The 25,661-nt window shown below is 57.4% G+C and carries 12 protein-coding genes and 6 pseudogenes; 13 read left to right on the top strand and 5 right to left on the bottom strand.

Annotated elements, in window-relative coordinates; all coding sequences use genetic code 11:
* Window positions 1-14: 14 nt before the first annotated feature.
* Window positions 15-683: a haloacid dehalogenase type II gene (locus PMI35_RS30180; RefSeq protein ID WP_008054853.1), complete on the bottom strand. Its 669-nt coding sequence runs from the start codon at window positions 681-683 to the stop codon at window positions 15-17.
* Window positions 684-1,275: 592 nt separating this feature from the next.
* Here PMI35_RS30180 and PMI35_RS30185 point away from each other — a divergent pair.
* Together PMI35_RS30185 and PMI35_RS30190 are read left to right on the top strand one after the other, a co-directional pair.
* Window positions 1,276-2,130 carry a GNAT family N-acetyltransferase gene (locus PMI35_RS30185; RefSeq protein ID WP_008054852.1) on the top strand — a complete coding sequence of 285 codons (855 nt, stop codon included), beginning with the start codon at window positions 1,276-1,278 and terminating at the stop codon, window positions 2,128-2,130.
* 61 nt (window positions 2,131-2,191) lie between these two features.
* On the top strand, window positions 2,192-2,899 hold the full coding sequence (locus PMI35_RS30190; RefSeq protein WP_008054851.1) for a cupin domain-containing protein: 708 nt from the start codon (window positions 2,192-2,194) through the stop codon (window positions 2,897-2,899).
* Between the two features lie 46 nt (window positions 2,900-2,945).
* Here PMI35_RS30190 and PMI35_RS35120 read toward each other — a convergent pair.
* Window positions 2,946-3,068 (bottom strand): annotated as a pseudogene (locus PMI35_RS35120) (LysR family transcriptional regulator); the annotation flags it as partial.
* A gap of 239 nt (window positions 3,069-3,307) precedes the next feature.
* Here PMI35_RS35120 and PMI35_RS35610 point away from each other — a divergent pair.
* Window positions 3,308-3,430: a hypothetical protein gene (locus PMI35_RS35610; protein WP_274517847.1), complete on the top strand. Its 123-nt coding sequence runs from the start codon at window positions 3,308-3,310 to the stop codon at window positions 3,428-3,430.
* A 559-nt stretch (window positions 3,431-3,989) separates the two neighbouring features.
* Here PMI35_RS35610 and PMI35_RS30195 read toward each other — a convergent pair.
* Entirely contained in the window at window positions 3,990-5,405 is a 1,416-nt protein-coding gene (locus tag PMI35_RS30195; protein ID WP_008054849.1) for an efflux transporter outer membrane subunit, read from the bottom strand.
* Window positions 5,402-7,348: pseudogene (locus PMI35_RS30200) on the bottom strand (efflux RND transporter permease subunit); the annotation flags it as partial. The pseudogene PMI35_RS30200 and the gene PMI35_RS30195, both read right to left, overlap by 4 nt.
* Between PMI35_RS30200 and PMI35_RS0132140 the strand changes: the two are divergent.
* The gene (locus tag PMI35_RS0132140; RefSeq protein ID WP_081504771.1) at window positions 7,343-8,488 is read left to right on the top strand and encodes a tyrosine-type recombinase/integrase; all 1,146 of its coding nucleotides are present in this window, start codon (window positions 7,343-7,345) and stop codon (window positions 8,486-8,488) included. The pseudogene PMI35_RS30200 and the gene PMI35_RS0132140 overlap by 6 nt on opposite strands.
* Before the next feature lie 183 nt (window positions 8,489-8,671).
* On the opposite strand, the gene PMI35_RS33230 is transcribed toward PMI35_RS0132140, so the two are convergent.
* Entirely contained in the window at window positions 8,672-9,841 is a 1,170-nt protein-coding gene (locus PMI35_RS33230; protein ID WP_008054845.1) for a hemopexin repeat-containing protein, read from the bottom strand.
* 134 nt (window positions 9,842-9,975) lie between these two features.
* Between PMI35_RS33230 and PMI35_RS34815 the strand changes: the two are divergent.
* The 9 genes and pseudogenes from PMI35_RS34815 to PMI35_RS33490 all read left to right on the top strand — a co-directional run.
* Window positions 9,976-10,291, top strand: a pseudogene (locus PMI35_RS34815) (transposase); the annotation flags it as partial.
* A gap of 174 nt (window positions 10,292-10,465) precedes the next feature.
* A pseudogene (locus PMI35_RS33500) lies at window positions 10,466-10,741 on the top strand (integrase core domain-containing protein); the annotation flags it as partial.
* Window positions 10,742-10,934: 193 nt separating this feature from the next.
* Window positions 10,935-11,816: a hypothetical protein gene (locus PMI35_RS30205; RefSeq protein ID WP_008054844.1), complete on the top strand. Its 882-nt coding sequence runs from the start codon at window positions 10,935-10,937 to the stop codon at window positions 11,814-11,816.
* Window positions 11,813-13,795 carry a DUF6603 domain-containing protein gene (locus PMI35_RS30210; protein ID WP_008054843.1) on the top strand — a complete coding sequence of 661 codons (1,983 nt, stop codon included), beginning with the start codon at window positions 11,813-11,815 and terminating at the stop codon, window positions 13,793-13,795. The genes PMI35_RS30205 and PMI35_RS30210 overlap by 4 nt, the downstream gene beginning before the upstream one ends.
* Entirely contained in the window at window positions 13,792-17,307 is a 3,516-nt protein-coding gene (locus PMI35_RS30215; protein WP_008054842.1) for a hypothetical protein, read from the top strand. Before PMI35_RS30210 ends, PMI35_RS30215 begins: the two co-directional genes overlap by 4 nt.
* Entirely contained in the window at window positions 17,291-21,934 is a 4,644-nt protein-coding gene (locus tag PMI35_RS30220; RefSeq protein WP_008054841.1) for a hypothetical protein, read from the top strand. Before PMI35_RS30215 ends, PMI35_RS30220 begins: the two co-directional genes overlap by 17 nt.
* Complete coding sequence (locus tag PMI35_RS30225; protein WP_008054840.1) at window positions 21,927-23,621, top strand: hypothetical protein; 1,695 nt, start codon at window positions 21,927-21,929, stop codon at window positions 23,619-23,621. Before PMI35_RS30220 ends, PMI35_RS30225 begins: the two co-directional genes overlap by 8 nt.
* Window positions 23,622-23,679: 58 nt before the next feature.
* A pseudogene (locus PMI35_RS30230) lies at window positions 23,680-23,940 on the top strand (IS3 family transposase); the annotation flags it as partial.
* An 821-nt stretch (window positions 23,941-24,761) separates the two neighbouring features.
* A pseudogene (locus PMI35_RS33490) lies at window positions 24,762-25,661 on the top strand (IS3 family transposase); the annotation flags it as partial.

Raw genomic sequence — 25,661 nt, 5'->3', positions numbered from 1 at the left:
CAATGAAGATGCCGTTACAGACCGACCAGCGCTGCCAGCCCACCGATGTCAGTGATCTGCTGATAGCCGTAGAAATCATTGGCCGGAACTTCGTGACCACGGGCGACGAAAGCCTTGTTCTTGATCTTCATGTCGTGTGCCGGCATCAGGTCGTAACGGAAGCTGGAGGATACATGCAAGATGTCTTCCGGACCGCAGTTAAGGTTGTCGAGCATGAATTCGAACGCAGCCAGCCGTGGCTTGTAGGCCTGGGCCTGTTCGGCGGTGAAGACCTTATGGAATGGCGCGCCAAGCTTGTCGACGTTGGACATGATCTGGCTGTCACTGGCGTTGGAGAAAATCACCAAAGGGATCTTGTCGGCGATTTTCGACAGGCCGGCCGGCACGTCCGGGTGCGGGCCCCAGGTTGGCACGGCGTCGTAATAGAGTTGGCCTTCCTCGCGGTATTCAATCCCCCAGCGCTTGCAAGTGCGCGCCAAGGCAGTCTTGAGAATTTCGTCGTAGGGCATCCAGTCACCCATGACCTGGTCCAGACGATAGGCCGAGAAATCCTTGACGAACTGATCCATTTGCTCCGGTGGAACGCGATCAGCAAACAGCTCGCGCGTCATCGTGCCCATGTGGAAATTGGTCAGCGTACCGTAGCAGTCGAACGTAATGAATTTGGGGCGAAGAAAGCTCATTGAGTGCGTTCCTGAAGTTCGTTGAGGTCATTGGCGCGACAAGCATTTGCCTGGTTTGCGCGGCAGCGATGAAACGCTGCAGCACACCGCCATTACAACACCGTGAAATCAGCAGATGGCGTTAAAAGTCATCTTCGTTCGATACAAATAACCGTTTTAGCCGTTCCCCTCAGCAGACTTTGCGGTGCGCTCCAACCTTGGGCAAACCCCTTATTTATGCGCACCTATGGACCTTTATTAGCCTGCGCGGACTGCGTATCCCGCCTTTGCCCGCAGAAACTGCGCCGCACGGCAGCTTCCCCATCTGTTCATGCGGTGCTCGCCTGCCTCCCTCTGAATTGAAGCTATTCATGGCACATTCCACCCTAAGTCGGTGAGTCTCAGGTTTAGCCTTTTATAGGGTTAAAAGAGCCAAGCATTTGCTGCCGACCTCAGGCAGCAATTAAGTAGTAAGTGTGGTCTTGGGGTCTGTGCTTCGCGGAATCTGCCGAATATTCCATCCCCTCTTGTCAGGCTTTCAAACAGATGGGATACAGGCGTCACCACGCCGGAAAACCGGCCGCTCGCGCACACTCTTTATCGGAGACTCGCCATGTCCGCACCGCTTCCCTCTTACGTCTATCGCGCCATGAGCAGCGCCGACCTGCCTGCTGCCCACGCACTGTCCGTACAGTTGAAGTGGCCCCATCGGCTCGACGACTGGGCCATGCTGCAAAGGGTCAGCAACGGCTTTGTAGTGCTCGATGGTCAGCGTCTGATCGGTACGGCCTTCGCCTGTCCCCAAGGTGAGTACACCACCATTGGCCTGGTGATCGTCAGCGACGATTACCAAGGCAAGGGCATCGGTCGCAAACTCATGGAACTCGCGCTTGAGGCCTGCCAGTCAAGCACCCCGATGTTGAACGCAACCCTGGCCGGGGCACCACTCTATGCCAGCCAGGGGTTTGTCGAATTCGGCCTAATTCAGCAGCATCAGGGCCAGGCGCAAGCGCCCGTGGCGTCGCCATTGGCAGACGGTGAAGAATGCCATCCGCTGCGCAAAGTGGATCAGGCGCGGGTGCTGGAACTGGCCAACGCCGGCAGCGGACTGGACCGGCAAGCAGTGCTCAGCGAGCTATTCGCTGTCGTCGAGCATTCGGTGGGCATTGTGCGCGACGGCCAGGTGCATGCTTTCGCCCTGCTGCGTCCGTTCGGCCGTGGTCGTTGCATCGGCCCGGTGATCGCCGAAAACCTCGAGCAGGCCCAACACCTGATCGCAGTGCTGCTGGCCCAAGTACCGGACGCCTTTGTGCGCATCGATATTCCGGCCGATTGTGGCCTGGCCGATTGGCTGGAGTCGGCCGGGCTCAAAAAGGTCGACACCGTGGCTCAGATGGCCCGCAGCACCCCCCCCAAAACGGCCAACGGTGTACGGCAGTTTGCACTGGTCACTCAAGCCATCGGCTGAGCATTTGGCTTGCCCCGATTTTCACGCCCCAACTCCCTCATTCAAATGGAGTGTCACCCGCATGCCCCAACTTACTGTTTTGCTATTGGCTCGCGCCGATGGCAGCCGCGTCGTCACGCCTTTCAAACAACTGCCATTGAGTGCGGCCGATCCATTCACGGACGGTCGCAAGGTCGCTTGGTCAGGGACTGACGGTGTGTCCGCCGGCATCGTCGAGGCAGGTGAAGTTTTTGATATCGAGGATTTCCCGCACACCGAAGTGATGGTGGTCCACTCCGGCCACGTGACGCTGAAAACCCAAGAACAGACGCTGGAACTGTCTCTCGGCACCAGCGCGGTAATCGGTCGCGGCACAGCCTTGCGGATCGAGGCTCGGGTTGGCACCCAGTGGGCGTTTTGTGCCATGACCACCGCAGCGCCAACACCCGGCCTGACCCTGCTCGACCCGCTGGCGATCCTGTCGCCTTCAGCAGAACCGGAGCCACAGATACTGATTGGCCCGACACCGCAATGCCGGTCACGTAATACCTTCGAAGATGCCGCAACCAATCTGCGCGTCGGCGTCTGGGATTCGACACCTTACGAACGTCACGGCCGAGGGCACAAACTCAATGAGCTGATGCATTTGATCGAAGGCAGCGTGGCTTTACTGGCACCTGACGGATCGAATGTGACCGTTGATACCGGGGACACTGTGTTCGTGCCACAAGGTGCGCCGTGCGCATGGAAAAGCACGCGCTATGTGCGCAAAGTATATGCCGTTAAATAGCCTCGGTTGATCATTGAAGATCATCTTGCAGAGCGGACTGCTGAGGGCCCCGCTGCACGTTCTCGCGAATGATGAAGTCATAGGCCTGACAGATGTCCAGACCACTTTCGGCCAGCGAAACGATTCCGAGGACATCATCCGACACCTCGACAATGGCTCTCGGCAGCCAACAGTGAGAGCCGCGGCAGTGAGAGCGGTTGCGGTGAACCTTGTTCCGCAGTGAAATATCCAGCCTCGAGTGACCGTAGGTGAGTAGGCGGTCATCGTTACGGGGGGGCGTATTTTCGCTGGCGGGCGACACCTGGCGATGGCTTAAACAGCGGCTATCGGAGGCATACGTCGGAAGGTTGGCGCGTAGACATGCTCCAGGCGCATCGCAGGGTTATTCCTGCTGGATCAACCTACCGAATGAAGGCCGACGACTTTCATTGCACTGAGCCGGGTGGTGACTTCGACCGGTTCCAGTGGTCGCTGGCCCAGCTCTGGGGGGTTGTCAGCGACGTGCTGCTCGGCCAGAAGGTGACGCCATGATCACCCTCGCCTGTTCGCCTACGTGTACTGCTACAAGGGGCCGGGGTAAGACCTAGAATTTCACTTGTTCCTCTGCAGCCATCCAATCAGCAACAACGTGCAGCCTGAGACTAAAAAGGCAAAAGCCAAGTAACCGACACTTCGCCCCCAAAGTAGTTGGTTCAGGCAAACGCCGAGTCCAACAATCACCATTGGTACCCCGGTAATGAACCCCATGTTTCGAAAAACCTTATGCATCACCACCCCCTACTCAAGATCTAATTCATTAAAGCATAAGCCTGCCATTGATCGGCGGGCGAGGATATCGCTATGCCTCTCGAAAACATGCCCGTGATGAAGGGCATCCGGAACGGAACGGTTTCCGGCGAGCAGATCGGCAAACTCTGGTACGTTGACTGGGCAGCGTTCAGCCGCTCGATTTAGGTGGAATGAAGCCCATCTATGCCATTGCTCAAGCGAGGGAAAGCAAAAAAAGGCCGGCACCGAGATCCGAACCAAAAAAGGCCCATGACAAAAAACGCTCATGGGCCAAGGAGGAAACCGAGTGCTGAATCAGTCGCTATCGTGAGCTGCTTCCCACCTCTTCCCCGCCACCCAGCGCCTTGTACAGTGAAACCAGGTTGTTGATGCGCAACAACTTGGTCAGTACCAGCGTCTGCTGGGCACTGTACAGATTGCGCTGGGAATCCAGAGCGTTCAGGTAGGTGTCCACGCCTTCCTGATAACGGCTTTCAGCCAGGCGATAGCTGCGGGCATTGGCCTGGACCAATTGGCTTTCGGCCTTGACCTGGATGTCGAGTGACTCACGTGCGACCAAGGTATCGGACACCTCCCGGAATGCCACCTGAATAGCCTTCTGGTAATTGGCCACCTCGATCGACGCTTGCACCTTGGCGACATCGAGATTGGCCTGGTTGCGTCCGTAGTTGAAAATCGGCAGGTTGATCGACGGCACAAACGTCCAGGCACCCTGCCCGCCTGCAAACAGCTGACCGAGATCGGCGCTGGCGGAACCGGTCGATGCGGTCAGCTGTATGCTCGGAAAGAATGCAGCCCTTGCCGCGCCGATGTTGGCGTTGGCGGCTTTCAAGGCGTGCTCGGCGGCGAGGATGTCCGGTCGCCACGTCAACAGATCGGACGGGATGCCCACCGCCAGGTCACTCTCCACATTCAAGGCATCAAGCTGGACGGCCGAGAATAAGGGTGCCGACAACGGCTTGCCCACCAGCAACACCAACGCATTCTTGTCCTGCTCCACTGCTCTGGAATATTGCGCCTGACTGGCCTCGGCGGTGCGCACCGTACTCTCTGCCTGACTCAAATCCAGCTCGGTGGCGACGTCCATGCGGTAACTGTTGCGAACCAGCTCATAACTGCTCTGCTGGCTCGCCAACGTCTGCCGGGCAATCGCCAACAGTTGCTGATCAGCCTGTAACTGGTAATACGCCGTCGCGACCTGGGCAATCAGCGCCAATCTGACACTGCGCTGCGCCTCGATAGTGCCCAGGTAGCTTTCCAGGGCCTGCTGTTTGAGACTGTCGACCCGACCAAAGAAATCCAGTTCATAGGCGGTAAACCCGATGCCCGCGTTGTATTGATGGCTGGTGCCGGTCGAACCGCTGGATGCCACGTCACCGGGCAAGCGCTGGGCCGTGCCGGATCCGGAGCCGTCGATCGAAGGCAGCGTTTGCGAACGGCTGATCCGGTACTGCGCCTGGGCTTTCTCGATGTTCAGCGCCGCCACGCGCACATCGCGGTTGTTGTCCAACGCTTGAGTAATCAACTGGCGTAAAGGCTCATCATGGAAAAAGGCCTGCCAGGTCACCCGATCCCCACCGGTTGCCCGCGTTTCGACAGGCGTCGTCCAGGCACTGTCCACCGGCGCCTCAGGCCGCTGATAGTGGGGAATCAGCGAGCAGCCGCCCACACTCATCAGGACCAATGAAAGCGCAGCATTGCGACGAAACGTTTTCATGCGCGCTCTCCTTCAGGCATTTCCACCGGGCCAGGTTTTTTTTGGGGGGCGAACAGCCGGCAGATCACCACGTAAAACATCGGCACGAAAAAGACCGCCAGGAACGTCGCCGTGATCATCCCGCCGATAACACCAGTGCCGATCGAATGCTGGCTGCCAGAGCCGGCGCCATTGGAAATGGCCAGGGGCAATACACCGAGCATGAAGGCCAGCGACGTCATGATGATTGGCCGCAAGCGCAGGCGCGCAGCCTCCACCGCGGCTTCCACCAGGGGTTTGCCATGCTCTTCGTGCAAGGCCTTGGCGAACTCGACGATGAGGATCGCGTTTTTCGCCGACAACCCCACGGTGGTCAGCAGTCCGACCTGGAAGAACACGTCATTGGACAGCCCCCGCATCAGCGTCGCCAACACGGCGCCAATGACTCCCAGGGGCACGACCATGATCACCGATACCGGCACCGACCAACTCTCATAGAGCGCGGCCAGGCACAGGAAAACGATCAATACCGAAATGGCGTAGAGCGCCGGTGCCTGCGAACCGGAGAGGCGCTCCTCAAAGGAAATGCCGGTGAACTGCACACCGATGCCGTCAGGCAGTTGCTTCACGATCCGTTCCACCGCCTGCATCGCGTCTCCGGAGCTGTAGCCGTTCGCCGGCTCGCCCATGATCTCCACCGCGGGAATACCGTTGTAGCGCTCAAGTTTCGGTGAGCCGTAAGTCCAGTAGCCACTGGCAAACGACGAGAACTTCACCATCTCGCCACGGGCATTGCGCACGTACCACTTCTCGAAATCTTCAGGAGAGATCCTCGAATCGATTTCGCCTTGCACGTACACTTTCTTGACCCGACCTCGATCAATGAAGTCATTCACATAGGCAGAACCCCACGCCGTACTCATGGTGTTGTTGATGTCGCTGATACTGACCTGCAGCGCACGGGCCTTTTCGTTGTCGATGACCACCTGATACTGCGGTTCGTCATTCAATCCGTTGGGCCGCACGTTCATCAGCACAGGGTCTCGGGCAGCCAGTTCCAGGAACTGGTTACGCGCCGCCATCAGGGTCTCGTGGCCCAGGCCCGTACGATCCTGGAGGAACATGTCGAAGCCTTTGGCGTTACCCATTTCCAGGATGGCAGGGGGCACAATGGCGATCGCCGTACCGTCCTTGATTTGCGAAATACGCGCCTGCAAGCGTTGGGTGAAGGAAAAGATCGAGGTGTCGCTCCCTTCCCGCTCTTCCCACGGTTTCAAGCCGATGAACAACATGCCGGAGTTCTGCCCGCGCCCCGCAAAGTTGAAGCCGTTGACCGTGTACGCCGACTCCAGTACGTCACCTTCATGCTCCATCAGGTAGCCGCGTATTTCATCGAGCACCGCTTGCGTTCTGCCGGCGCTGGTGTTGGGCGGCATTTGCACCTGGACCACCATCGTGCCTTGATCCTCGTCCGGCAGGAATGCCGTTGGAATCTGTGGGAACAGCCAGGCCATGGCACCGACGATCAACAGGTAAATCACCAGGAACAGCCCTTTGCGCCGGGCGATGGTTGCCACAGCGTTTTTGTAGCGTTCGGCACCGCGATCGAAGCTGCGGTTGAACCAGCCAAAGAAGCCTTTCTTGTGATGGTGATCGGCATCGATGGGCTTGAGAATGGTTGCGCACAAGGCCGGGGTAAACACCAGCGCCACCAGTACCGAGAGCGCCATGGCCGAGACAATGGTGACCGAGAACTGCCGATAGATGATGCCTGTCGCGCCGCCGAAGAAGGCCATCGGTACAAACACCGCGCTCAACACCAGCGCAATGCCTACCAGTGCGCCCTGGATCTGCACCATGGATTTGCGCGTGGCCTCCCTGGGTGACAACCCTTCTTCGGACATCACCCGCTCAACGTTCTCCACCACGACAATGGCGTCGTCCACCAGCAGAGAGCAATGGAGTTGGCCAGTCTTCATAAAGCTGGCATCAAAAACGTCCGTGAACACCTTGAGTCCGAAGAAGCTGCACGTATGGGTGCCCGCAACGCCGAGCTAGCACGGTTAGATGCGGAAAGAGCCACTGCAGAAACCGAACTTGCTCGCCAGGCCTCCCGCAAGAGCGAGCTGTTTGAACACTGGGCCAGGGTCGATTTGATCAATCGAAAAGATGGCGGCGCAGAAGTGCGACGAATGTTTGAAAAAGACGTATTGCCCTTTCTAGGCCAATACGCCGTAGCGGACGTGAAAAAAGGCCACATCACAGAAGTAACTGACACCATGCTTGCCAGAGGCGTCAACCGTGCTGCAAAAATTGCCTTCTCCCTGATGCGCCAGATGTTCAGATTCGCAGTAGACCGTGACCTCATAGAGCACGATCCCAGCGCTAGTATCCGAAAAGCAAAAATTGGCGGTAAAGACGTCGAACGCGACCGAGTATTGACTAATGATGAAATTCGTAGCCTTGCGAAGAAAGCTCCAAAGGCGGGACTTCTAATGACGACAGAAGCTGCAATCTGGATTGCACTTTCCACCTGCTGCCGCATCGGTGAGCTACTAAATAGTCGTTGGGAGCATGTGGACCTCAAGCAGCGCACTTGGTTAATTCCTGCTGAGCACAGCAAGAATGGCAAGCCGCATACTGTTTTCCTGCCAAACTTCGCTGTAAATCAGTTTGAGCGGGTTCAGAGCGTCAATAGCAGTTCGGCCTGGTGCTACCCAAATACCGATAACAGTGGTCCAGTCAACTCCAAGACCGTGACCAAACAGCTGGGTGATCGTCAACGCCAGCCTGAGCAAGGAACAATGAGCCGACGCAGTGCTAAAGCTCAAAGCCTGCTGCTTCCAGGTGGCAAATGGACTCCTCATGACCTTCGTCGCACAGGCGCAACGTTAATGACCGCACTGAGAGTGATACCTGAAGTTGCTGAGCGCTGCCTGAATCACACCGAAGAAAATAAGGTGAAGCGAATCTACCAGCGCCACAGCTATACAGCCGAAATGACTGCCGCATGGAACCTACTAGGCGAACACCTTGAGACTCTCACCAACCCAAGCGTTGTTGGCGCCTACGCCGAATTGACCCACGTGCTGACGCAAAATTGACTCATGCCCAAAACGGCACAAATCCAGCAAAGGTAGTGGTTCGCGAGGAATCAGACATGGCCAGAGATATCTTGGCAACTGGGTCAATTCGGCGTAGGCGCCAACATTCCCGATTTCATTAGACCACTAGAAAGTGATTTTCGGTGGCTTTTATGAAACACCACACTAGGGACTTATCTGAATTCAAGCGCCATTCAGTAATGCCAACAATGCGTCCCATCTGGCGCCTTGCTGAACCTTGGTGATGCGCTCAGTTAGGTCGCTTACAGTAATTTTCCCATCTTTATTGGTGTCCAGCATCTGATTTGGCTGATAAAATTGACTATTTATTCCGCCGGGCTCACATACAACATCTGCCTCTTGGGTGTTGGGGGTTAGCAAGGCGGGGAGAAATGTAGCCAGATATAACCGTCCTGCTGTTGCGAGCTTGCCTACATGTGGACGATAATAATTCTCTACATAGGGCAATTGATCTAATGCAGATAGTTGCCTGAATGCATCTGGACCATTATTCCATCCAAGACCTATCAAGGTTTGAGGCATGAACTGGATTAATCCTGTTGCCTTGCCATTGGGATTTTGCGCACTTGGTTGAATGCTGCTCTCACTTTCCATTACACCCAGCAGGTCTTCAGCGCTACAATTCAGTTGCACACAGGTGGCTTTTAGTTTTGCAAAGAATTGTTGACCTAAGTAGTTGAAGTTCGTGGGATTTATTGGTTGATGTGAAATCGTCCATGCGGCGTCTATCCTTCCTTGCGGGCCTATATCCCATCCATTACCAATATCATCTGGGTATCCTGGATCTATTGCATCGGCAGCAATATCATATCTCAAATATTTGTCGCTCTTGAAGAAATAAACCTTGCCGTTCCCCCAGTTTACTATCGCGTCTATTGAATCTGCAAAGCCCGCCGCTTGAAAGCCAGGCCACCCATCTGATATTAAAACAGGATAGCCATTATCCGTATGATCTGCGGCCAAGTCGTACCTTAGATATTGGTTGCCTTTAAAGAAGAATATCTTGCCATTACCCCAGTTGACCGCAGCATCAATATTTGAGTCAAATCCAGAGTCAGACATTCCAGGCCAAAGGTCGGCAATCCTCAACGGATAGCCATTATCAATCCTATTTGAAGAAATATCATATCTAACATATTGACCTCCTTTAAAGAAGTATATTTTTAATCCGTTATCATCTACAGCAGCCTCTATCCCTGCGTCAAATCCGGAGGCGGAAAAGCCTTGCCAATTACCGGAGATCTGCTTTGGATATCCTGCATCACTTGAATCTGTTGCGGCATCATATCTAACGTAATTTCCACCATAAATGAAGTATGCTTTAGTAATCATTTCACCACCTCCCAGTGCACCAGTTGGGATCAGTGTAGGAAGAGTGGTAAGAATTTACACTTGTAAATTTGAAATAACATATATTGCAAATCTTCACTTTGAAGCCAACGTTCAGATCCGTTTTTAGAGACGCGCTGAAGGAGGTGACCTTCGCCGACGCTAAGTACGTCGGCAAACGCAAACAGACGCGCAAGGAGTTGTTCCTGATGGGGGTGCCATGGAAGGCCTTAATTGCCTGATCGAGCCGCACTACCCGAATGGCGAAGGTGGTCGGTCATACTATTCGTTGATGGTGTGCGTGTACACCCGATGCAGAACTGGTTCGGCTACAGCGATCCGGCGAAGGAGTAAGCGCTGCACTAAAGCACAATCCTGCGTCAGTTCGCCGACCCAAGCCAGGAGCGCATTTCCGATGCAATCACCATGATCAACTTCCGGCGCTTGCTGGAGTAACACAAGGTGGCAGCTGGGATTCTGGCGCTAATCAATAGCTATCTGGGGGATCGAGCTCGTTTTTCGAACGTGCTGTACGCCGCAAGGTGGCATCGTAAGCCCGTTGCTGGCCAACATGTTTCTGCACTATGCCTTTGATGTCTGTGTCGCTCGCAACCTCAGACGCATAAGGGCTTTGAAAGCCTGGACGCTGCGAGGTGCTGGGTGCGGGACTTTATCCGTTGGTACAACCACGAGCATCGCCATAGCCGTATCCGCTTCGTTACACCAGCAGAACGTCACCGGGGCCAAGACGGGGAAATCCTGGCCCTACGCCATGAGCTGTATGAACAGGCACGAAACAAGAATCCAGAGCGATGGTCAGGACGAACTCGCAATTGGAAGCCGATTGGTACGGTGCTGCTGAACCCCAATCAGGAGCGGCAGCACCTCGATCAAGCTGCATAGTTTGATGGCTGACGCGACAACCACCTTGGAAAACGCCGAAATTCCGAAATTTACTCAATTTCCAATCGTTCTGAGGACGCCGTTTGTACGCGCTAACATTTGAAGCTAACTTCCAACGACCCAATCCGCTGGATAATCTGAGCATTTATTTCGCGCGTATACCTCATCCCCGCAATCGGCTGGAGTTGAGCGAATGGCATCTGCATTAGACCAACTGGCGAATGAGCTCGCAACAGTGCTTCAGAACGGCATTGCTGAGGCTAGCCAAATTGTGCAGAAGGCGCCCGATCGGTTCACCGACATTCTGTCCAAAACGATCGAGCAGGTCGGGACAGTTGCCGACAATGCCAAGCGCCAGATCGCCAAGCTACCCGATGACCTATGGAAGGAACTCCAGCGGGTGGTCGATCCACCCGATTGGTTGAGCCTGATGATCTTCCTGGCCGTCCAGCTCAGAAATATCGTAGGCGAACAGCTTACCATCGGCGTCTGGGATAATCCTGGTGAGAACTGGAACCGGGCACTGCTCCTCAACTTCACCCAACCCTTAGGCGCCGGCGAAGCCGAACTCAGTCTAGCCATATCCCTCGGTCCGAATGCCATCAGCGGCTTCATCGTCTCGACCCGCAAGGGCCCAAAAATTAACAAGGACGTCGGCCATTTAAAGCTCGAGGCCGCCGGAGTTGGCGATGTCGAATTCCGTATCCCCATCGGAGGCGCGATAACCAGAGTGGGGGTCGGCACCGCCAGCATCACCGCCAAGATGGCGTTCGCCGCACCCATCCTCGCTGGCACTACCGCAGCAGATATGGGATTCGACCTGACCATCGGTGCACCAGCGCTCGGAGGCAAACTCGAGGTCACTGCCGACGGCACGATTGACTGGAGCGTTTTTGCGCAGATGGGCGAGCCCAAGGCACCTGGCCTTGGAGCCAAGGCAGACCTGAGGCCCTTGCTCGGAAATCTTTGGGTCATGTTCAGCACCAACCCACTTAACGAGCAGTACAGCCCCTCGCTCACTGTGGAGAAGGGCCAGTCACCGGTCTTCGAACTCAACCATTCGAGCGCGCCATGAGCGACAGCACCAAGATCATCATCGATCTCGACATTTCCTCGTCTCGGCCTTCGGAAAATCCGAATACGCTCTTGTCTTTTGGCATTGACGCGACTGCTTCCATCAGCCTGCCAGGCATCTCTGCGACGGTGGACAGGTTCGGCGCGATGATCGAAATCCAGCTCAAAAAGGGCGGCGATGGCGACCTCGGAGCGCTTTCATTCAACCCTATTCCAAAACCGCCTCGAGGCATGGCCGCCGAAATCACCGTCCCGCCGGTAAGCGGCGGCGGATATCTAGCGCAATATGGCGAAAGCAACAAGGAACTGAGGGGCTCATTCGCGGCCAATCTGGGCGTTATCAGCGTCAATGCGCTAGCTGTCATCGGGCTCGACCAGTTTTCGACGCTCCTGCTCATGGCTGCCGAATTCAACCCGCCACTGCAGCTCTCATTCGGTTTTACCCTTGTCGGTGTAGGTGGCATTGTCGGCATAAACCGTCATGCCAATGAGGATGCTCTGACCGATGCCTTGAGTGCAGGCGACCTCTCCCGGTTGCTCTTCCCCCGAGACCCCGTCGTCGAAGCGCCGCACTTGCTTGATGTGGCCAGCCGCTGCTTCCCCTACAAGGATGGCGGCGTGCTTGTCGGGCCGATGGTAAAGATGGGCTGGGGCACACCGACGATGATGTCTGCGACCCTTGCCATCATCCTGTCAACCGCCGACGCCAAGGCCATCATCCTTGGCCGTATCGCGGTTACGCTTCCTTCTGAGTCCGCTCCTCTCATCTACCTGCAAGCCCTGATCAAGGGTGATATCGACCAATCGGGTGTGCGCATCGATGCAACGCTCCGCAATTCGCGCATCATTTTCATGCCAGTCGATGGCGATATCCGCCTTCGCATGATCACCGGTCCCGACCCGCTCTTTGTCCTGTCAGCGGGTGGATTCTACCCTGGGTATGCCGCTCCTGAAGGGATGACCGGGATGCGGCGGCTCAGCGTCGATCTGTCACCCAACCCGCTGATGCAGCTGCGGGCGGAGGCCTATCTCGCCATCACCACCACTGCACTGCAGTTCGGTGCCGTGGTCGAGCTGATCGCGGGCATCGATGGTTATGGTATCCACGGCCACGCGCATTTCGACGCATTTATCCAATATGACCCCTTCACTTTCGAGGCTGATTTGACGGGTGAGGTCAGCGTCGAATGCGCCGATTTCGACGTCGCCAGTATCAGCCTCAGTGGAGTCTTCAGCGGCCCCGCTAAATGGCGCATAAACGGGCATGCCTCGATCTCGATCCTATTCTTCGATGTCGATATCGACTTGCCGTCACTGAGCTGGGGACCAGAAGCCGTACGGGCATCGGCACTTGATCCACTCTGCGTTCTCCAGGAGGCGTTGAAGGAACCTTCAAACTGGGCTGTGACCTCCGCCGAAGTGCCGCCGATTGTGAGGTTGCGAGGTGGAGCTGGCGAGGACACGCTGTTTCATCCCTTGAGCGGCGTATCCTTCCGGCAGCACAGAATCCCGATAGCAACTGAACTGGCACTGGTCGATGGCGTCACCCTTCCCAAGCCGGTGACCCTTAGCGTCAACCTAGACAAGATCGAGCTCAGGTTGGTGATGGACAAGTTCATCCCCGACCGCTTCCTGCGGATCGAAGGCAATGACCGGCTCAGCCGCAGCGGCTATGTCGATCTTCCTTGTGGTCTCGACATCGGATCGGCGGCCTCTATGCAAGGGCTGGAATCGAGCTGCCCCTGTACCTACGAAATCCGCGAACTACGTAACGATCGCCTGATCATGGCGAAGCTCAACCGGGATGATTTTTTTTCGAGCGTGATCATCGGTGAGCACTTGCGCCCCGTCCACAAGTTCGAGCAATTGATAACGGTTCTGGACCCCGGTATTGCCGTCCAGCCGGGAGCCACTATCGGTCTGACCGATGCGGCCGGTCGTGCTCTGACCGCAATTGCGCAATGGGAGCTTCAGGCATGAGCACCAGTAACTATCAATTCCTCCCCTATTCCCGACACGGATCTGCGGCAGGGATTGCTGCGGGGAATCTCAAGGACGGTCGCGCCAGGGCCAAGGTTAGCTTAGTGTTGCACTTGACCGAGCGCGAAGGAGCGGAACGACACACCAACTTCGAATGTGAATATGGTTTGCTGGGCCCGGGAGACGTCACCGGTTTCGAAACGAGCCAAGTTGTCAGGATGGCGCCCGGCCCCAAGAACGACATCCACGAGGCAAACTATCTCGCCCATATCGAATTTGCCCACCCGGATCTCCCTTGGCTGCTCACCCCTAACGCGCCCAACGAGCACCATCAACTCAAGCCCTGGATCAACCTCATCGTTCTTGAGGATTGCCACAAAAATAATGACTGGGAAATAAAACCCGGTGCACCCAACCCGACCCTGACTGTTAGCCCTAAGCTATTGCCGGACCTCAACCAAAGCTGGGCCTGGGCCCATGTGCAAGTCGCAACCGACGGCAGAGCTGCCGATCTGCTCAAGGACTGGGAGTCCAATAGTGGTCTCATCATCTCGCGCCTGATCTGTCCGCGCAAACTTGAGAAGAACCACAGCTGGGTAGCGTGCGTCGTTCCCACCTTCGCCCTGGGTGTTCAGGCGGGGCTTGGCGAAATACCTAAATTCGAGAAGGAGACGGGCCCCGAACCATCGTTGGCCTGGTCGATTGATTCACACGCTAAAGTTCGCTTGCCGGTCTTCCACTATTGGCGCTTCAAGACTGGCCCAGCAGGAGATTTCGAGACGCTGGCACAAAAGCTGACCGCCTGCATACCGGATGCCTCGGTTGGCGAACGCAGTATCTGGTTGCACCCCAAGGCATCACGCCTTGCTGCCAAGCTCGGCGCAAACGGCAAGACTGAATTCGAGCCGATCACCCTACACATGGGCACGGCAATCTCCAACAATGGCAAGCCCGGTCCACTCTCTCCGATCTCAGACGACAAGACCCAAGCGCAGCTTCGCCAGGTCGTCGACAACAAGCTCAAAATGCTGGTGAACCTCACCAAGGCCAAAGCCAAGAACGATAAGGGTAAGGAGCGCTACGTGGTCGGCCCGCCGATCTATGGCCGCTGGCATGCCCAGATGGCGTCAATCGACGACCAGCCCCAGAGTCCTGATGTGGTGGTCAGCGGCAATGCTCCCTGGCTGACGGAACTCAATGCCGACCCAGAAATGCGCGCCGCCGCAGCCCTTGGCACTCGGATTGTGCAACAGGACCAGGAAGCGCTGATGGCGCAAGCCTGGCAGCAGCTACAGTCCATCGCCGATGCCAACCGCCGCGCGCGTTGGAGCCAGGTCTTCCTCAGCACCGCACTGCAGCTCCACAAGAAGCGGCTCGAAGTTCGCAGCGCAACCAGCGTCCTGCGCCTCACCTCGCCGGCCCTTGGGCGCCTGATAGTGGACGGCACGACTGTCGCTACCCGGATCGTCGCCACTTCGCTACCGCTCACCGTCGTTGGCGCCGCTTTTGGACGCGCGACGCGTTTTGCCGCCAAGGCCGTCGCGCGATCATCGATGCAGGTTCACGGCGCGCAGCACAACACCGGCATCGTCGAGAGTCTTGTACCGATCATGCTCACTGGCAGTTCGGTCTTGCGCAATCGCTTTACTCCTGTGCAGCACGTCGCACCGGAGCAGTTCAGGGATTTCTTCAAAGATCCCACGCTCAGCGAGAGAGTTACCATCGCCATGAGTGGCCTGACGCTCGATGACAGTATCAATAAGCTCAAGGCGCTGACCGCAACCATCCCCACCCTCAAGGACAGAATCGTCCTTGCCCCGGAAGTCGAACACAAACGGTTCGAAGCCGGTCAACTCGACGATGAAGGCCATGTTCCGGATATCGGCAAACTCGGCATTGAACCGGGCGGGCTCATAGTCCAACAGGCGGGCAATGGCGCAGGGCTGGGGAAGCTGTTGAACCAATTCGTCGTCGTCCCCGGCCTGGTCGCGTCCCCTACTGTCCAGGCCGTCGTCATCGCGACACCGACCCAGTTCAAAAAGCTTGCAACCCGGGCCGCCGATAAAGCGCTGCTTTCCCCCCAAATCCACGCTATTGCTGCTGCCGCACCCGCCAAGGTCGGCCAGCCGTTGCACGCGTTTGCAGTTGCAGCCAAGGAGCTCCCGACACTGATTCAACCCGGCGGCGTGCTGGGCAAAGCCGCCATCGCCGCAAATACCACCTATGTGCTCTCTGAAAAAAGCCAGGAGAACCTCAACAAATTCGTAGGTGCCATTACTGAGCAGAACGCCGACAAGATCACCGCTGTAGGCCAAAACTTGCGCATGCAGAGTGTCCTCTTTTCCCAGTTCAACCACGACTACCAATTCGGTCCACCCGCCATTCTGAACGATAGCGAAATTGTCAAAGCGGTTACCGAGCAGATGCCTCCAATTGTCACGCTTGCCGAACAGCGCACTGCGCTGCGCCCCGTGATAAAGCTCGATACCGAGACCGTCAAGCAATCGATCGTTGATTGTCTCGAACCGCTGGGTCAATACACCCGCATGCTCAAATGGGCATTGCCACTGGCAAGCGAGAGAGTTGTCGGCCTCCCTCGTCGTCGCTCGCCAGCACATCAGATTATGGCCGCACCCCGCTTTCCAGATGCGGTGCTCGAACGACTTAAGCGACTCAACCCGCAATGGTTGCTGGGGCACTCCGAAAAACTGCCGCTGAACTCGATCAGCATCCTCATCACCAATGCTCGCTTCGTCGAGGCGCTCTTGGTGGGGGCGAACTACGAAATGGCGCGCGAACTGCAATGGCGGCGCTATCCGACAGACCTCATGGGCACCTGTTTTGCTCACTTCTGGTCTTCCACGGGGCCCAACGACATTGCCGCCCTTCACGAATGGACCAAGCGTCTGGGCGAGAACGGTCCATCCGATGACCTCCATCCCGGCGAAGATATCGTCGTGGTTGTGCGTGGCGATCTGCTCCGGGTGTATCCCAATACCGACATATCTGCCATCCACGGCCGCGTGGATGCAGGCCAATTCATCCAGACCATCGGCAACCCCGACCTCAATCCCATTCGACAGATGTTCCCGGGTTTCCTCGATCCCGACATCACCTATGCCGGCCTGGCTGCAAGCCGAGAGTTTCTCAGGGCTCCCGATCTCGCCGACAAGAGCTGCTGGTACATCGCTCTCACTCAGCCCATGGATGAGCCCAAGTTTGGCCTTGACGAGAATCCAGACGAGGCTGAAAAACCCGCCGAGAATCCTGGCGATGGCAAAGCCAAGGGGCCTACCCCCGACGATCTTTCCTGGCAGAACCTCGCAAGCCTGGTCGACCGCGAGCACCTGACTGTCAGCAAGGGCATACCCAACCAGGAAAATTGGAAACCAGACACGCCCCCGGCTCGCTGGGGCCCGTCGACCGACGCCGGGCAAATCGCCACCTTGCTCTTCCAGCGTCCATTTCAGGTTCTCCTTAAAGCGAGTGACTACATTGCCAATCCCAAATGACATCTTCAGCGGTTTGGAGCGCAACCTGCCGCTTGCACTGTTGCCGGTACGCCTGGAAATGCGCTTCGGTAATCGCCTTGCCAAACTCGCGGATGGTCGTGAGCTTTCAATGCCAGTGCTGCGCTTGCGCATCTATCCTGACGATATCTCGATCCGGGACAACAGGCAGGATCTCAGCAAAGCCGAAGTCGAGGCCGGCACTGAATACTGGGCCGACGTCGCCAATACTCCCGAGGATGAGTCCTCGTACATCGCTGAGCGCGCGCTCTGGGAGCGTCTGGTCCGCCGCGTCGGCCCTTATCGCGCCGCTTCCGTGCAAAAGAACACCAAGGACGACCACGGCGCCCCCCAGCGCAACGACAGCCCGGCCGCCACTGCCGAACTCCTGCCTGACAGGTGGGTTGTCACCGGTTGGGTGGGCAATCAACACGCCTTTTCAGTCATAAGCCAGCCGGTACGCAAACCGCTCGCCGTCAGCTTCGCCCAGGATGCAGACCAGCGGCTCAACATTGATCCGCAAAGCCGGTTGAAGTTTGATGCCGATACCCTGTGGCTTGCTGACTATTCGATGGCTGAAGCTGCCGGCATGGCAGTGACCGTCGATCTTTTCGACGATGCCGGCAATCCTACTGCCGCACGAACCGGCACTATCAGCCGCGTTCTCGTCTTCGGCATGCGCGAAGACGCGGAACCCAAAAACGAGTCCCAGGCGTTCGCCAGGATGGTCCGACAGCACAAGGAGCGGCGAGGCGCCGGCATCCTTGCGCAGGGCACACCGACCAACAACCTCAAGGGGGCCAGTTCCGGCTGGCAGTCCCGTCCCGACCCGGGCTCGGTGCGCCCCGCCACTGCTGCCAAAACGCTGCCTTTTCCAAAAGATGTCCTGAGCGGCGGCGGCAGCAATTGCGAGGTACTCGCCGCTGCGTTCGGCCTTCCGGCAGGGACGTTCGATGATCTGGACAACGCGACCCTGCATGAACAGGACCACGCCCGGCTGATGAACGATGCGCTTTTTGCGGTGACCTGGGGCGAGATGATCGGCAACCTCCTGATGCCGAAGGTGTTCGATGGCACAACGGACAAGCCACTGATTGAAGGGCTGAATTCCGCACTCAGCTTCGGTCGCGGTCATTTCCGCAGTTACGTACGAAGCCGGGGCCCTCTGCCGGTGCTACGACTCGGTCGTCAACCCTACGGGATCCTGCCTGTTACCGACCATTCATCATGGAAACAGCAGGCTAACGAGGCTGAGAACAAAACAATGCTCACGCAGCTTGCGACCCTGCTCGACCGCCTACGACCGTTCTGGGAATACGGCGCCGAAAGAACACCCAGACTTACCCGCGACCTCAAGGATGCCGAATCGGCAAGCCAGAACTTTGTCGAGATCATGGGCCTCGGACCAGTACCCCATGCCAATGGATATTGCGTGCGCACCGTGACCGGCGAGGCTGGAACGCTGGCCCAATGCAGCAATCCCATTCACCTGATCAACATCAAAGACCCGGACGATGTCGGCTTACTCGCCGCTTCAATTCAGGGGCGAATTTATCGAATCCTGCTGGGCACCATTCCCGGTATCCCCAAGAAGGCACGTTTCCTCGATTACGACATGCAGGAACCGGTACTCCTGACCATTCCGGCAGTCGAAACCGAGATAGGCAAGCTGCCGCTCGACTACCTCGCGAAACTCGCCTCCTCCAAGGTCGGCGAGCTCAAGTCAGCCGACTTATGGCCCGAGGGTAAGGCACCCCGCGACCTCCTTTACCAGCTACTCATTCGGTCGCTGCTCCTCGCCAACGAGCACTCGGCGCTAGCGGTGGTAACTGAAGTTTCGGGTGACCACCGCATTTTGGTCGAGCTCACCTCCGTTCAGTCCGGATTCGCCTCCGATCTTCAACCACCGTCAGTTATCCCCACGACCAAGCTTGGCAAGCTCGCCGAGGATCTCAAATTCAAGATCGGTGAGGAGTTCGCTGACTTCAGCCCCTCCGAGCTCGTGGAGCAAGAGGCGATCATTACAAAGATCATCGGCGTGCATCCAAAGCAGCTTGATGAAGCTCCACCGATCATGGCCTTTTCCGACACGCAGAAATCGATAGCCGGTCTTTGTGCGGCGGCGCGTACAGCCGACAATCCGGCAGGACTTTGCGGTGATGATTTCGCCCGGCTCATGGGCGAAACCCTGGCATCCTGCGGCACCCGTCTCGATGCATGGATCACCTCCATTGCCACTTGCCGGCTCGACTTCCTGCGGCAAGCGCAACCGGAGGGCCTACGCATCGGTGCCTATGGCTGGCTTGTCAATCTTCCCCCCTATCCCAAGCCCCATGAACCTGCCGATCCTGCCGCCAAGGACGCTCAGCCAGAACTTGTGGACCGCGATAGTGAACTCCCTTTGGTTACGCCTCGGCCGCAAGTGGGTTGGGTGCATGCGCCATCGATCACCCAGGCTGAGACCGCCTCCGTGCTTCGCTCGGCCGAACTCAGTCGCGCCAACGAAGATGGAAGCTCCCTGGCTCGTATCGACTTGACCTCGGCGCGGATCCGGACGGCGGTAAACCTCATCGATGCTGTACACAATGGGCAACCATTAGGTGCGGTCTTGGGCTATCGCCTGGAGCGCTCATTGCAGGATGCTGAACTCTCCGGACACGTCTATTCACTGCGTGAACTCTTCCCGCAGCGCAGTGTGCCAACGGATAAGAGCGACGCCGAACAGACCGTCCCTGACAATGTCGTCGATGGTGAACTAGCCTGGACCGCCTGGCGGCAGTGGAAGGTGTGGATAGACAGCGGAAAAAAACAATTGCCGGACGGTGTCAGCGGTGACCGGATGGATGAGTACGACAAAGCCTTCCAGCCAGCCGACGCCGCCATGCAGGTGGTCGATGCTGCCGTAGAGTCCGTAGCCGATATTCTCGTCGCCGAAGGCGTCCACAACATTGTCGGCGGCAATCATGCGCGGGCTGCGGCAACGCTCAACGCCATTGCCCGAGGCGATCCGCTGCCGCCCGACCTGGATGTGGTCCGCAGCCCGCGCAACGGCCAGGCCATAAACCATCGGCTCGTCCTGGCCCTGGACGGCGGCGATCCTGGCGTTGAGGGATGGAGCGACAACGCGCCGCGTGCGCGCCTTTGCTCTTCGCTCGAGTACTGGGCACGGCGCCTACTGGGCTCAGCAAGTCGTTGGCAAGTCCAAATTTACCTGCCTAAACCGTCGGGCGAAGAAGATCTGGGATTGATCAAGCTATCTGACCTCAAACCGCCGATCTGCGCCCTCGATGTCATATGCGAGGCAACCGGCGGCATCGCCGCCCAGTCGCCCCTGGCCGACCGTTGCGTCGCCAAGGCCGGCAAGGATGGAGCGAGGGTCAGAGACGCCGGTAAGGGGTACAGCTGGGACCAATTGCAGGCTCTGGCAGGCGCGGCACGCGATGTACTTTCTACGGCTCGCCCGTTGACCCAGCGCGATCTACAACTGCCTGGCGACCCCCTTGCCCCAGCCCCAGGCAAACGTGAACTCAAGGGTCTCAGGGCATTGCTAGATAAATTAGAGTGCACATTTAAAGACGCTCTGACAAACCTCAAGGCATCTCTCCCAAGCGAGCTCGGTGCCGTCAAGGCAGAGAAACTCGATAATGCTTCTATCAATAAGTACCTCCAGATTCTCGCAACCTTTGGCGTACCCAGCGCTGTCGGACCAAAGGACACCCACCTCACCGACCGCATCCGTGCAGCAATCTGTTCCGCCGAAGCAATTCTCATGGCGACCGAGGCGGCAAGACTCAAATCATTCCCCACGGCTGCCCAGCAGGCAACCACCCCCAAAGACACTGATTCCCCGCTTGATCACCTGATCGCAGAAGCTCGCGCCCTGCTCGGCCCCACCGTTACCCTGACGCTTGGTGTGAAATCACCCTTGCTCGACGACGCCTCGTTTGCAGCCAATGCGGACGATGTCGAAAAGTGGCTGTCCCACATGGCCAGAGTGCAGCCGGCTGTCGCCGCCTATGACGACCTGAGCACCTTCGCCTCAGTCCTCAACGACAAGGATGTACCCGTGCCACGTGTCTTCCAGCTGCCACTGGGTGAAAAGACCAACTGGCTGGGCGGTATGCTGCCCGAGAAGGTTGTCGTCAAAGGTGCGAAGAAAAACCCTTTACGCCGCTACCAGCCCTGGCAAGGCCCCCAAACCCACATGGTTGTCGTCGAAGCCAGCGGTGGATCTCTCCCGAAGATCGAAGCACTGGTCCTTGACCAGTGGACCGAGATCATCCCCTCTGCGACTCAAACCACTGGTGTCGGTCTCAACTACAACGCGCCCAACGCCCGTGCCCCGCAATCGATCCTGCTTGCGGTCCATCCAGACCCCGCAGGCGCCTCGCCGTGGTCGTGGACCATGATCGAAGCCATGCTCTGCGACACGCTGGAACTGGCTTCGCTGCGGACAGTCGAGCTACCGCAGCTCGAACCCACCGCCGTGGATGAATACCTTCCCGCCATCTATGCCCGCGACGGCATGGACCACATTGAACGGCTCCACGCGATCGCTAAAGAATGGCTCAATGGCACCAACGAAATCTGGCGGGCGGCTAACCGTGATTTAAGGACCAGCGATGACTGAGCAACTGACTACCTGGGCGCGTATCGAACCGCACGCCGCAACCACCGACATCGATGTGGGCCTCGCGGCCGAAGTCGCCGACCCCATGTGGTTCTTGGCGCGCCAGCTCCAGCTCGGAGAGTTTACCGGGGACGACGGCGGGTCGCCCGTCGATATTGAGCTTCGCGCATCTTGGGCCCCACTGGCGCGCTACCGCCCCGGGCTGCTATCGGACGCTCCCAGTGCCGCAGTCGATTACGATCCGAATACGATGCCGCTCGAGCCTCTTATCGAAGCTGAACCTCTAGCAATTGAACGCGCCTGGGAGCTTGCCGCGAAAGGTGGTTTGCGCCTCGAACGGGAGCTCCTAGCCAACGGTCTGGCAGCAGCCGTTCCGCTACTGCGGGATCGCTTTCCATTCCCGCCGAAAAACGACCGGGACCAAAATACAGGCACGCACGAGCTCCGCTACGCAGCCATATTCAAAAACGCCATCAATGGCATCAGTGCGAACGCCGAAAAAAACGCAGCACTCGCTGATATCCGCGCTGCCTCCGGCAATCCTGACAAGTTCAACGAAGTATTTAAGGCTTGGCGCAAGTGGATGAACGATGAACTGGGCATCCCCAGCGATGACGCGCAAGGTAACACCTGGCAAAAGGAGCGGCTTGAATACGCCTTTTCGGTCTCCTCACCCGCCTTTGACAGCGAAATCACCATGACCGCCACCGAGTATGATGGCACGGGCCTGGATTGGTACCACCTCGACGTGGCCCCACACGCCTCACTCGACACAGCCAAAGTTGCTCCTGAATCGATCCATGCCCATTACCTCCCCAAACCGGTGAGCTTCCCTGGTATGCCCGTAGACCGTTTCTGGGAGATGGAGGACGGACTCATCGATCTAGGCACGGTCGATGCCGGCCCCACTGACATCGCCCGTATGCTTGCCACCGAATATGCCGTGATCTACAGCCCCGATTGGTTCGTTGTACCGTTGGAACTGCCCGTCGGCTCCGTGACCCGTATCGATTGGATCATCGTGACCGATACGTTTGGCGTTGAAACCCTCATCGGTACCCATCTCACCCAAGACGAAGACGAGGTTGGGCGGATGTTTCAACTCTCCACCACGGAAGATCCGTTGGCGGACCAATCATTCCTCCTCATCCCGCCTGCGGTCCTTTACGGCCAACAAAGCGCCCCGCTCGAGGATGTGTTGCTCGAACGCGATGAGCAAGCGAACCTCGCCTGGATCATTGAGAAGTCTATACTGGGCCTCGCTGGCCGCCCGGTTGCCGTCGCCCCTGGCAAACCTGAACCGCTCAGCGTGGAGAATCTCCCCGAAGGCGAAACGCCTCCTGACCTCGTCTATCAGGTCGCTACCTGGATACCCCAAGGTTGGGTTCCACTCGTCACCATCGACCCCAGCGCCGACGGTAACGGTTCGCTCATGCTGGAGCGCGGTCTGCTCCTTGAGCCTGACAATGTCACGCTCCGCGATGCCACGAGCTTGCTCGGTCTCGACATCGACCGAGTGTATGAGGAGGAAGTAAGCCGCGCAGGAGTACGCCTGCAAATGGTCGACCAACTGGCCAGATGGACCGATGGCTCCACCCACCTCTGGCGGGGTCGGCAGAAAAAGGCCGGTCGTGGAGAAAGCAACGCCGGCCTCTTTTTCGATTTCACGGGCCCACCAACCGATTAATGGTTTGAACCGGATACCGGGGGTGCGGTAGAAATCTTGGACTACCTGGAGGTAGTTCATGTATTCATACGAAGACCGCATCCGAGCAGTCAAGCTCTACATCAAACTGGGGAAGCGCACCGGGGCAACCATTCGTCAGTTGGGCTACCCGACGAAGAATTCTCTGAAGAGCTGGCATGAAGAGTACGAGCGATGCCTCAACCTGTCGCGTGGCTACGTGCTCCCGAAGCCGAAGTACTCACTGGCCCAACGGGAAAAGGCTGTCGGGTACTATCTCGACCACGGGCGCTGCATCGCCTCCACCATCAAGACGTTGGGCTCCCGGCCACTGGAATTGTAGAGGTAGGTCATGACCAAGAGTGGAAAAGAACGATCGGCCAAAGCAGCGCTGAAGCGGATCGGATATGACGAGAAGGAACTGCGGCACCGGTGTCGACTTGACACCTGACAGAAGCTGGAAGAGCTCACGGCCTGGATCGAGGACACCTAGCTGGCCTCCGTGATTGAAGGTTGCCTGCGCTATCTGCACTCGCTCGGATCTGAAGGTGCGCGAGAAGCGCTGTAATCGCGCCACCAAATCGTGATTATTGAAATCGTGACGTGGGAATTCAATAGTCAAAGCCTGGCCGAAATTAAACGCGATTCCAGTGAGGAGATCATCGCACCGAATTGAACTTCCTACGTTGCTGGATCTTGAAGAACTATGTCTTGATCGTGCCGAAGGATTATTACTTTGAGCTGCTTGGTGATCGCCCCAATATCGATTGAGTCAGCGTCCAGATCCAATAGCAGCCCATCAATTCTACTTCGACTCAATCTGTTGCTGCGCCATTTGCGCTCAAACCCGCCTGCCGCAGCCATACCAGTCAAAGCTGCAGCGATGGCCGTAAGAGTGGTGGCTGCTATATGTGGCGAATCATTCGGTGCCACCTGAATGAGTGCGCCCGCCACAATGCTGGCAATTATAGAGCCAAAAAGAGCGATGTGATGCGCTACGCTCCACCAGGAGCTGCCCGTGTCGGAATTTACGCCTCCAGAACTCACAATCAACTTTGAGTGTCATCTTATCCATTCCATGTAGTGGTCTAATGAAACCGGACACCCATTTAGGCGAGAATGCTCGCCAGATCGAGGTGTCAGATAACCAAACAACGCCGTTCCTTTTCTGCTGAATTCAAACGCGAGGCTGCCGACCTCGTGCTCAAGCAAAACTACAGCTACATCGAAGCCAGCCGTTCACTCGGCGTCGGCGAGTCGGCCCTGCGCCGCTGGGTCGATCAGGTTCAGCAGGAGCGCCAAGGCGTCACTCCGCAGAGCAAAGCGCTGACCCCAGAACAGCAGAAAATCCAGGAGCTGGAAGCCCGGATCGCCCGCCTTGAACGGGAAAAATCGATATTAAAAAAGGCTACCGCGCTCTTGATGTCGGAAGATCACGAGCGTACGCGCTGATCAATCAGCTGAGCGTCCATGAGCCGGTTGATTGGCTGTGCAAGGTGTTTGAAGTCACTCGTTCGTGCTACTACGCCCAGCGCCTTAGGCGCCGCACGCCCGATGTTGAACGGCTTCGGTTGCGCAGCCGGGTGAGCGAGTTGTTCACGCAAAGTCGTAGCGCTGCCGGCAGCCGCAGCATCTTGTCGCTGATGCTTGAATACGGTGAGCAGCTCGGCCGGTTCAAAGTGCGCAGCTTGATGCGTGAGCTTGATTTAGTCAGTAAACAACCCGGATCACATGCCTACAAACGAGCGACGGTAGAGCGACTCGATATCCCGAACATCTTGAATCGGGAGTTCGATGTCCCGGCCCCCAACCAAGTGTCCGGTCCGTACAGGCCCAGGGGAAATGGCATTACCTGGCTGTCGTGCTGGATCTTTGCACGCGCCGGGTGGTGGGCTGGGGGTTATCGGAAAAGCCGGACGCCGATCTGGTGATCAAGGCGTTGGATATGGCCTACGAGCAATGTGGCAGACCTTCTGGCCTGCTATTCCATTCGGATCAAGGGTCGCAGTATGCAAGTCGATTATTTCGTCAGCGATTGTGGCG

The sequence above is a fragment of the Pseudomonas sp. GM78 genome (assembly GCF_000282475.1).
Taxonomy (GTDB): domain Bacteria; phylum Pseudomonadota; class Gammaproteobacteria; order Pseudomonadales; family Pseudomonadaceae; genus Aquipseudomonas.
This window is presented reverse-complemented; position numbering and strand designations above follow the sequence as displayed.

Excerpts from the sequence above, each read along its gene's own strand:
- PMI35_RS35610 (WP_274517847.1), top strand. The coding sequence starts at position 3,308 with ATGAAGGCCGACGACTTTCATTGCACTGAGCCGGGTGGTGACTTCGAC.
- PMI35_RS0132140 (WP_081504771.1), top strand. The coding sequence starts at position 7,343 with ATGGAGTTGGCCAGTCTTCATAAAGCTGGCATCAAAAACGTCCGTGAA.
- PMI35_RS30195 (WP_008054849.1), bottom strand. The coding sequence starts at position 5,405 with ATGAAAACGTTTCGTCGCAATGCTGCGCTTTCATTGGTCCTGATGAGT.
- PMI35_RS30185 (WP_008054852.1), top strand. The coding sequence starts at position 1,276 with ATGTCCGCACCGCTTCCCTCTTACGTCTATCGCGCCATGAGCAGCGCC.
- PMI35_RS30205 (WP_008054844.1), top strand. The coding sequence starts at position 10,935 with ATGGCATCTGCATTAGACCAACTGGCGAATGAGCTCGCAACAGTGCTT.
- PMI35_RS33230 (WP_008054845.1), bottom strand. The coding sequence starts at position 9,841 with ATGATTACTAAAGCATACTTCATTTATGGTGGAAATTACGTTAGATAT.
- PMI35_RS30190 (WP_008054851.1), top strand. The coding sequence starts at position 2,192 with ATGCCCCAACTTACTGTTTTGCTATTGGCTCGCGCCGATGGCAGCCGC.
- PMI35_RS30215 (WP_008054842.1), top strand. The coding sequence starts at position 13,792 with ATGAGCACCAGTAACTATCAATTCCTCCCCTATTCCCGACACGGATCT.
- PMI35_RS30225 (WP_008054840.1), top strand. The coding sequence starts at position 21,927 with ATGACTGAGCAACTGACTACCTGGGCGCGTATCGAACCGCACGCCGCA.
- PMI35_RS30210 (WP_008054843.1), top strand. The coding sequence starts at position 11,813 with ATGAGCGACAGCACCAAGATCATCATCGATCTCGACATTTCCTCGTCT.
- PMI35_RS30180 (WP_008054853.1), bottom strand. The coding sequence starts at position 683 with ATGAGCTTTCTTCGCCCCAAATTCATTACGTTCGACTGCTACGGTACG.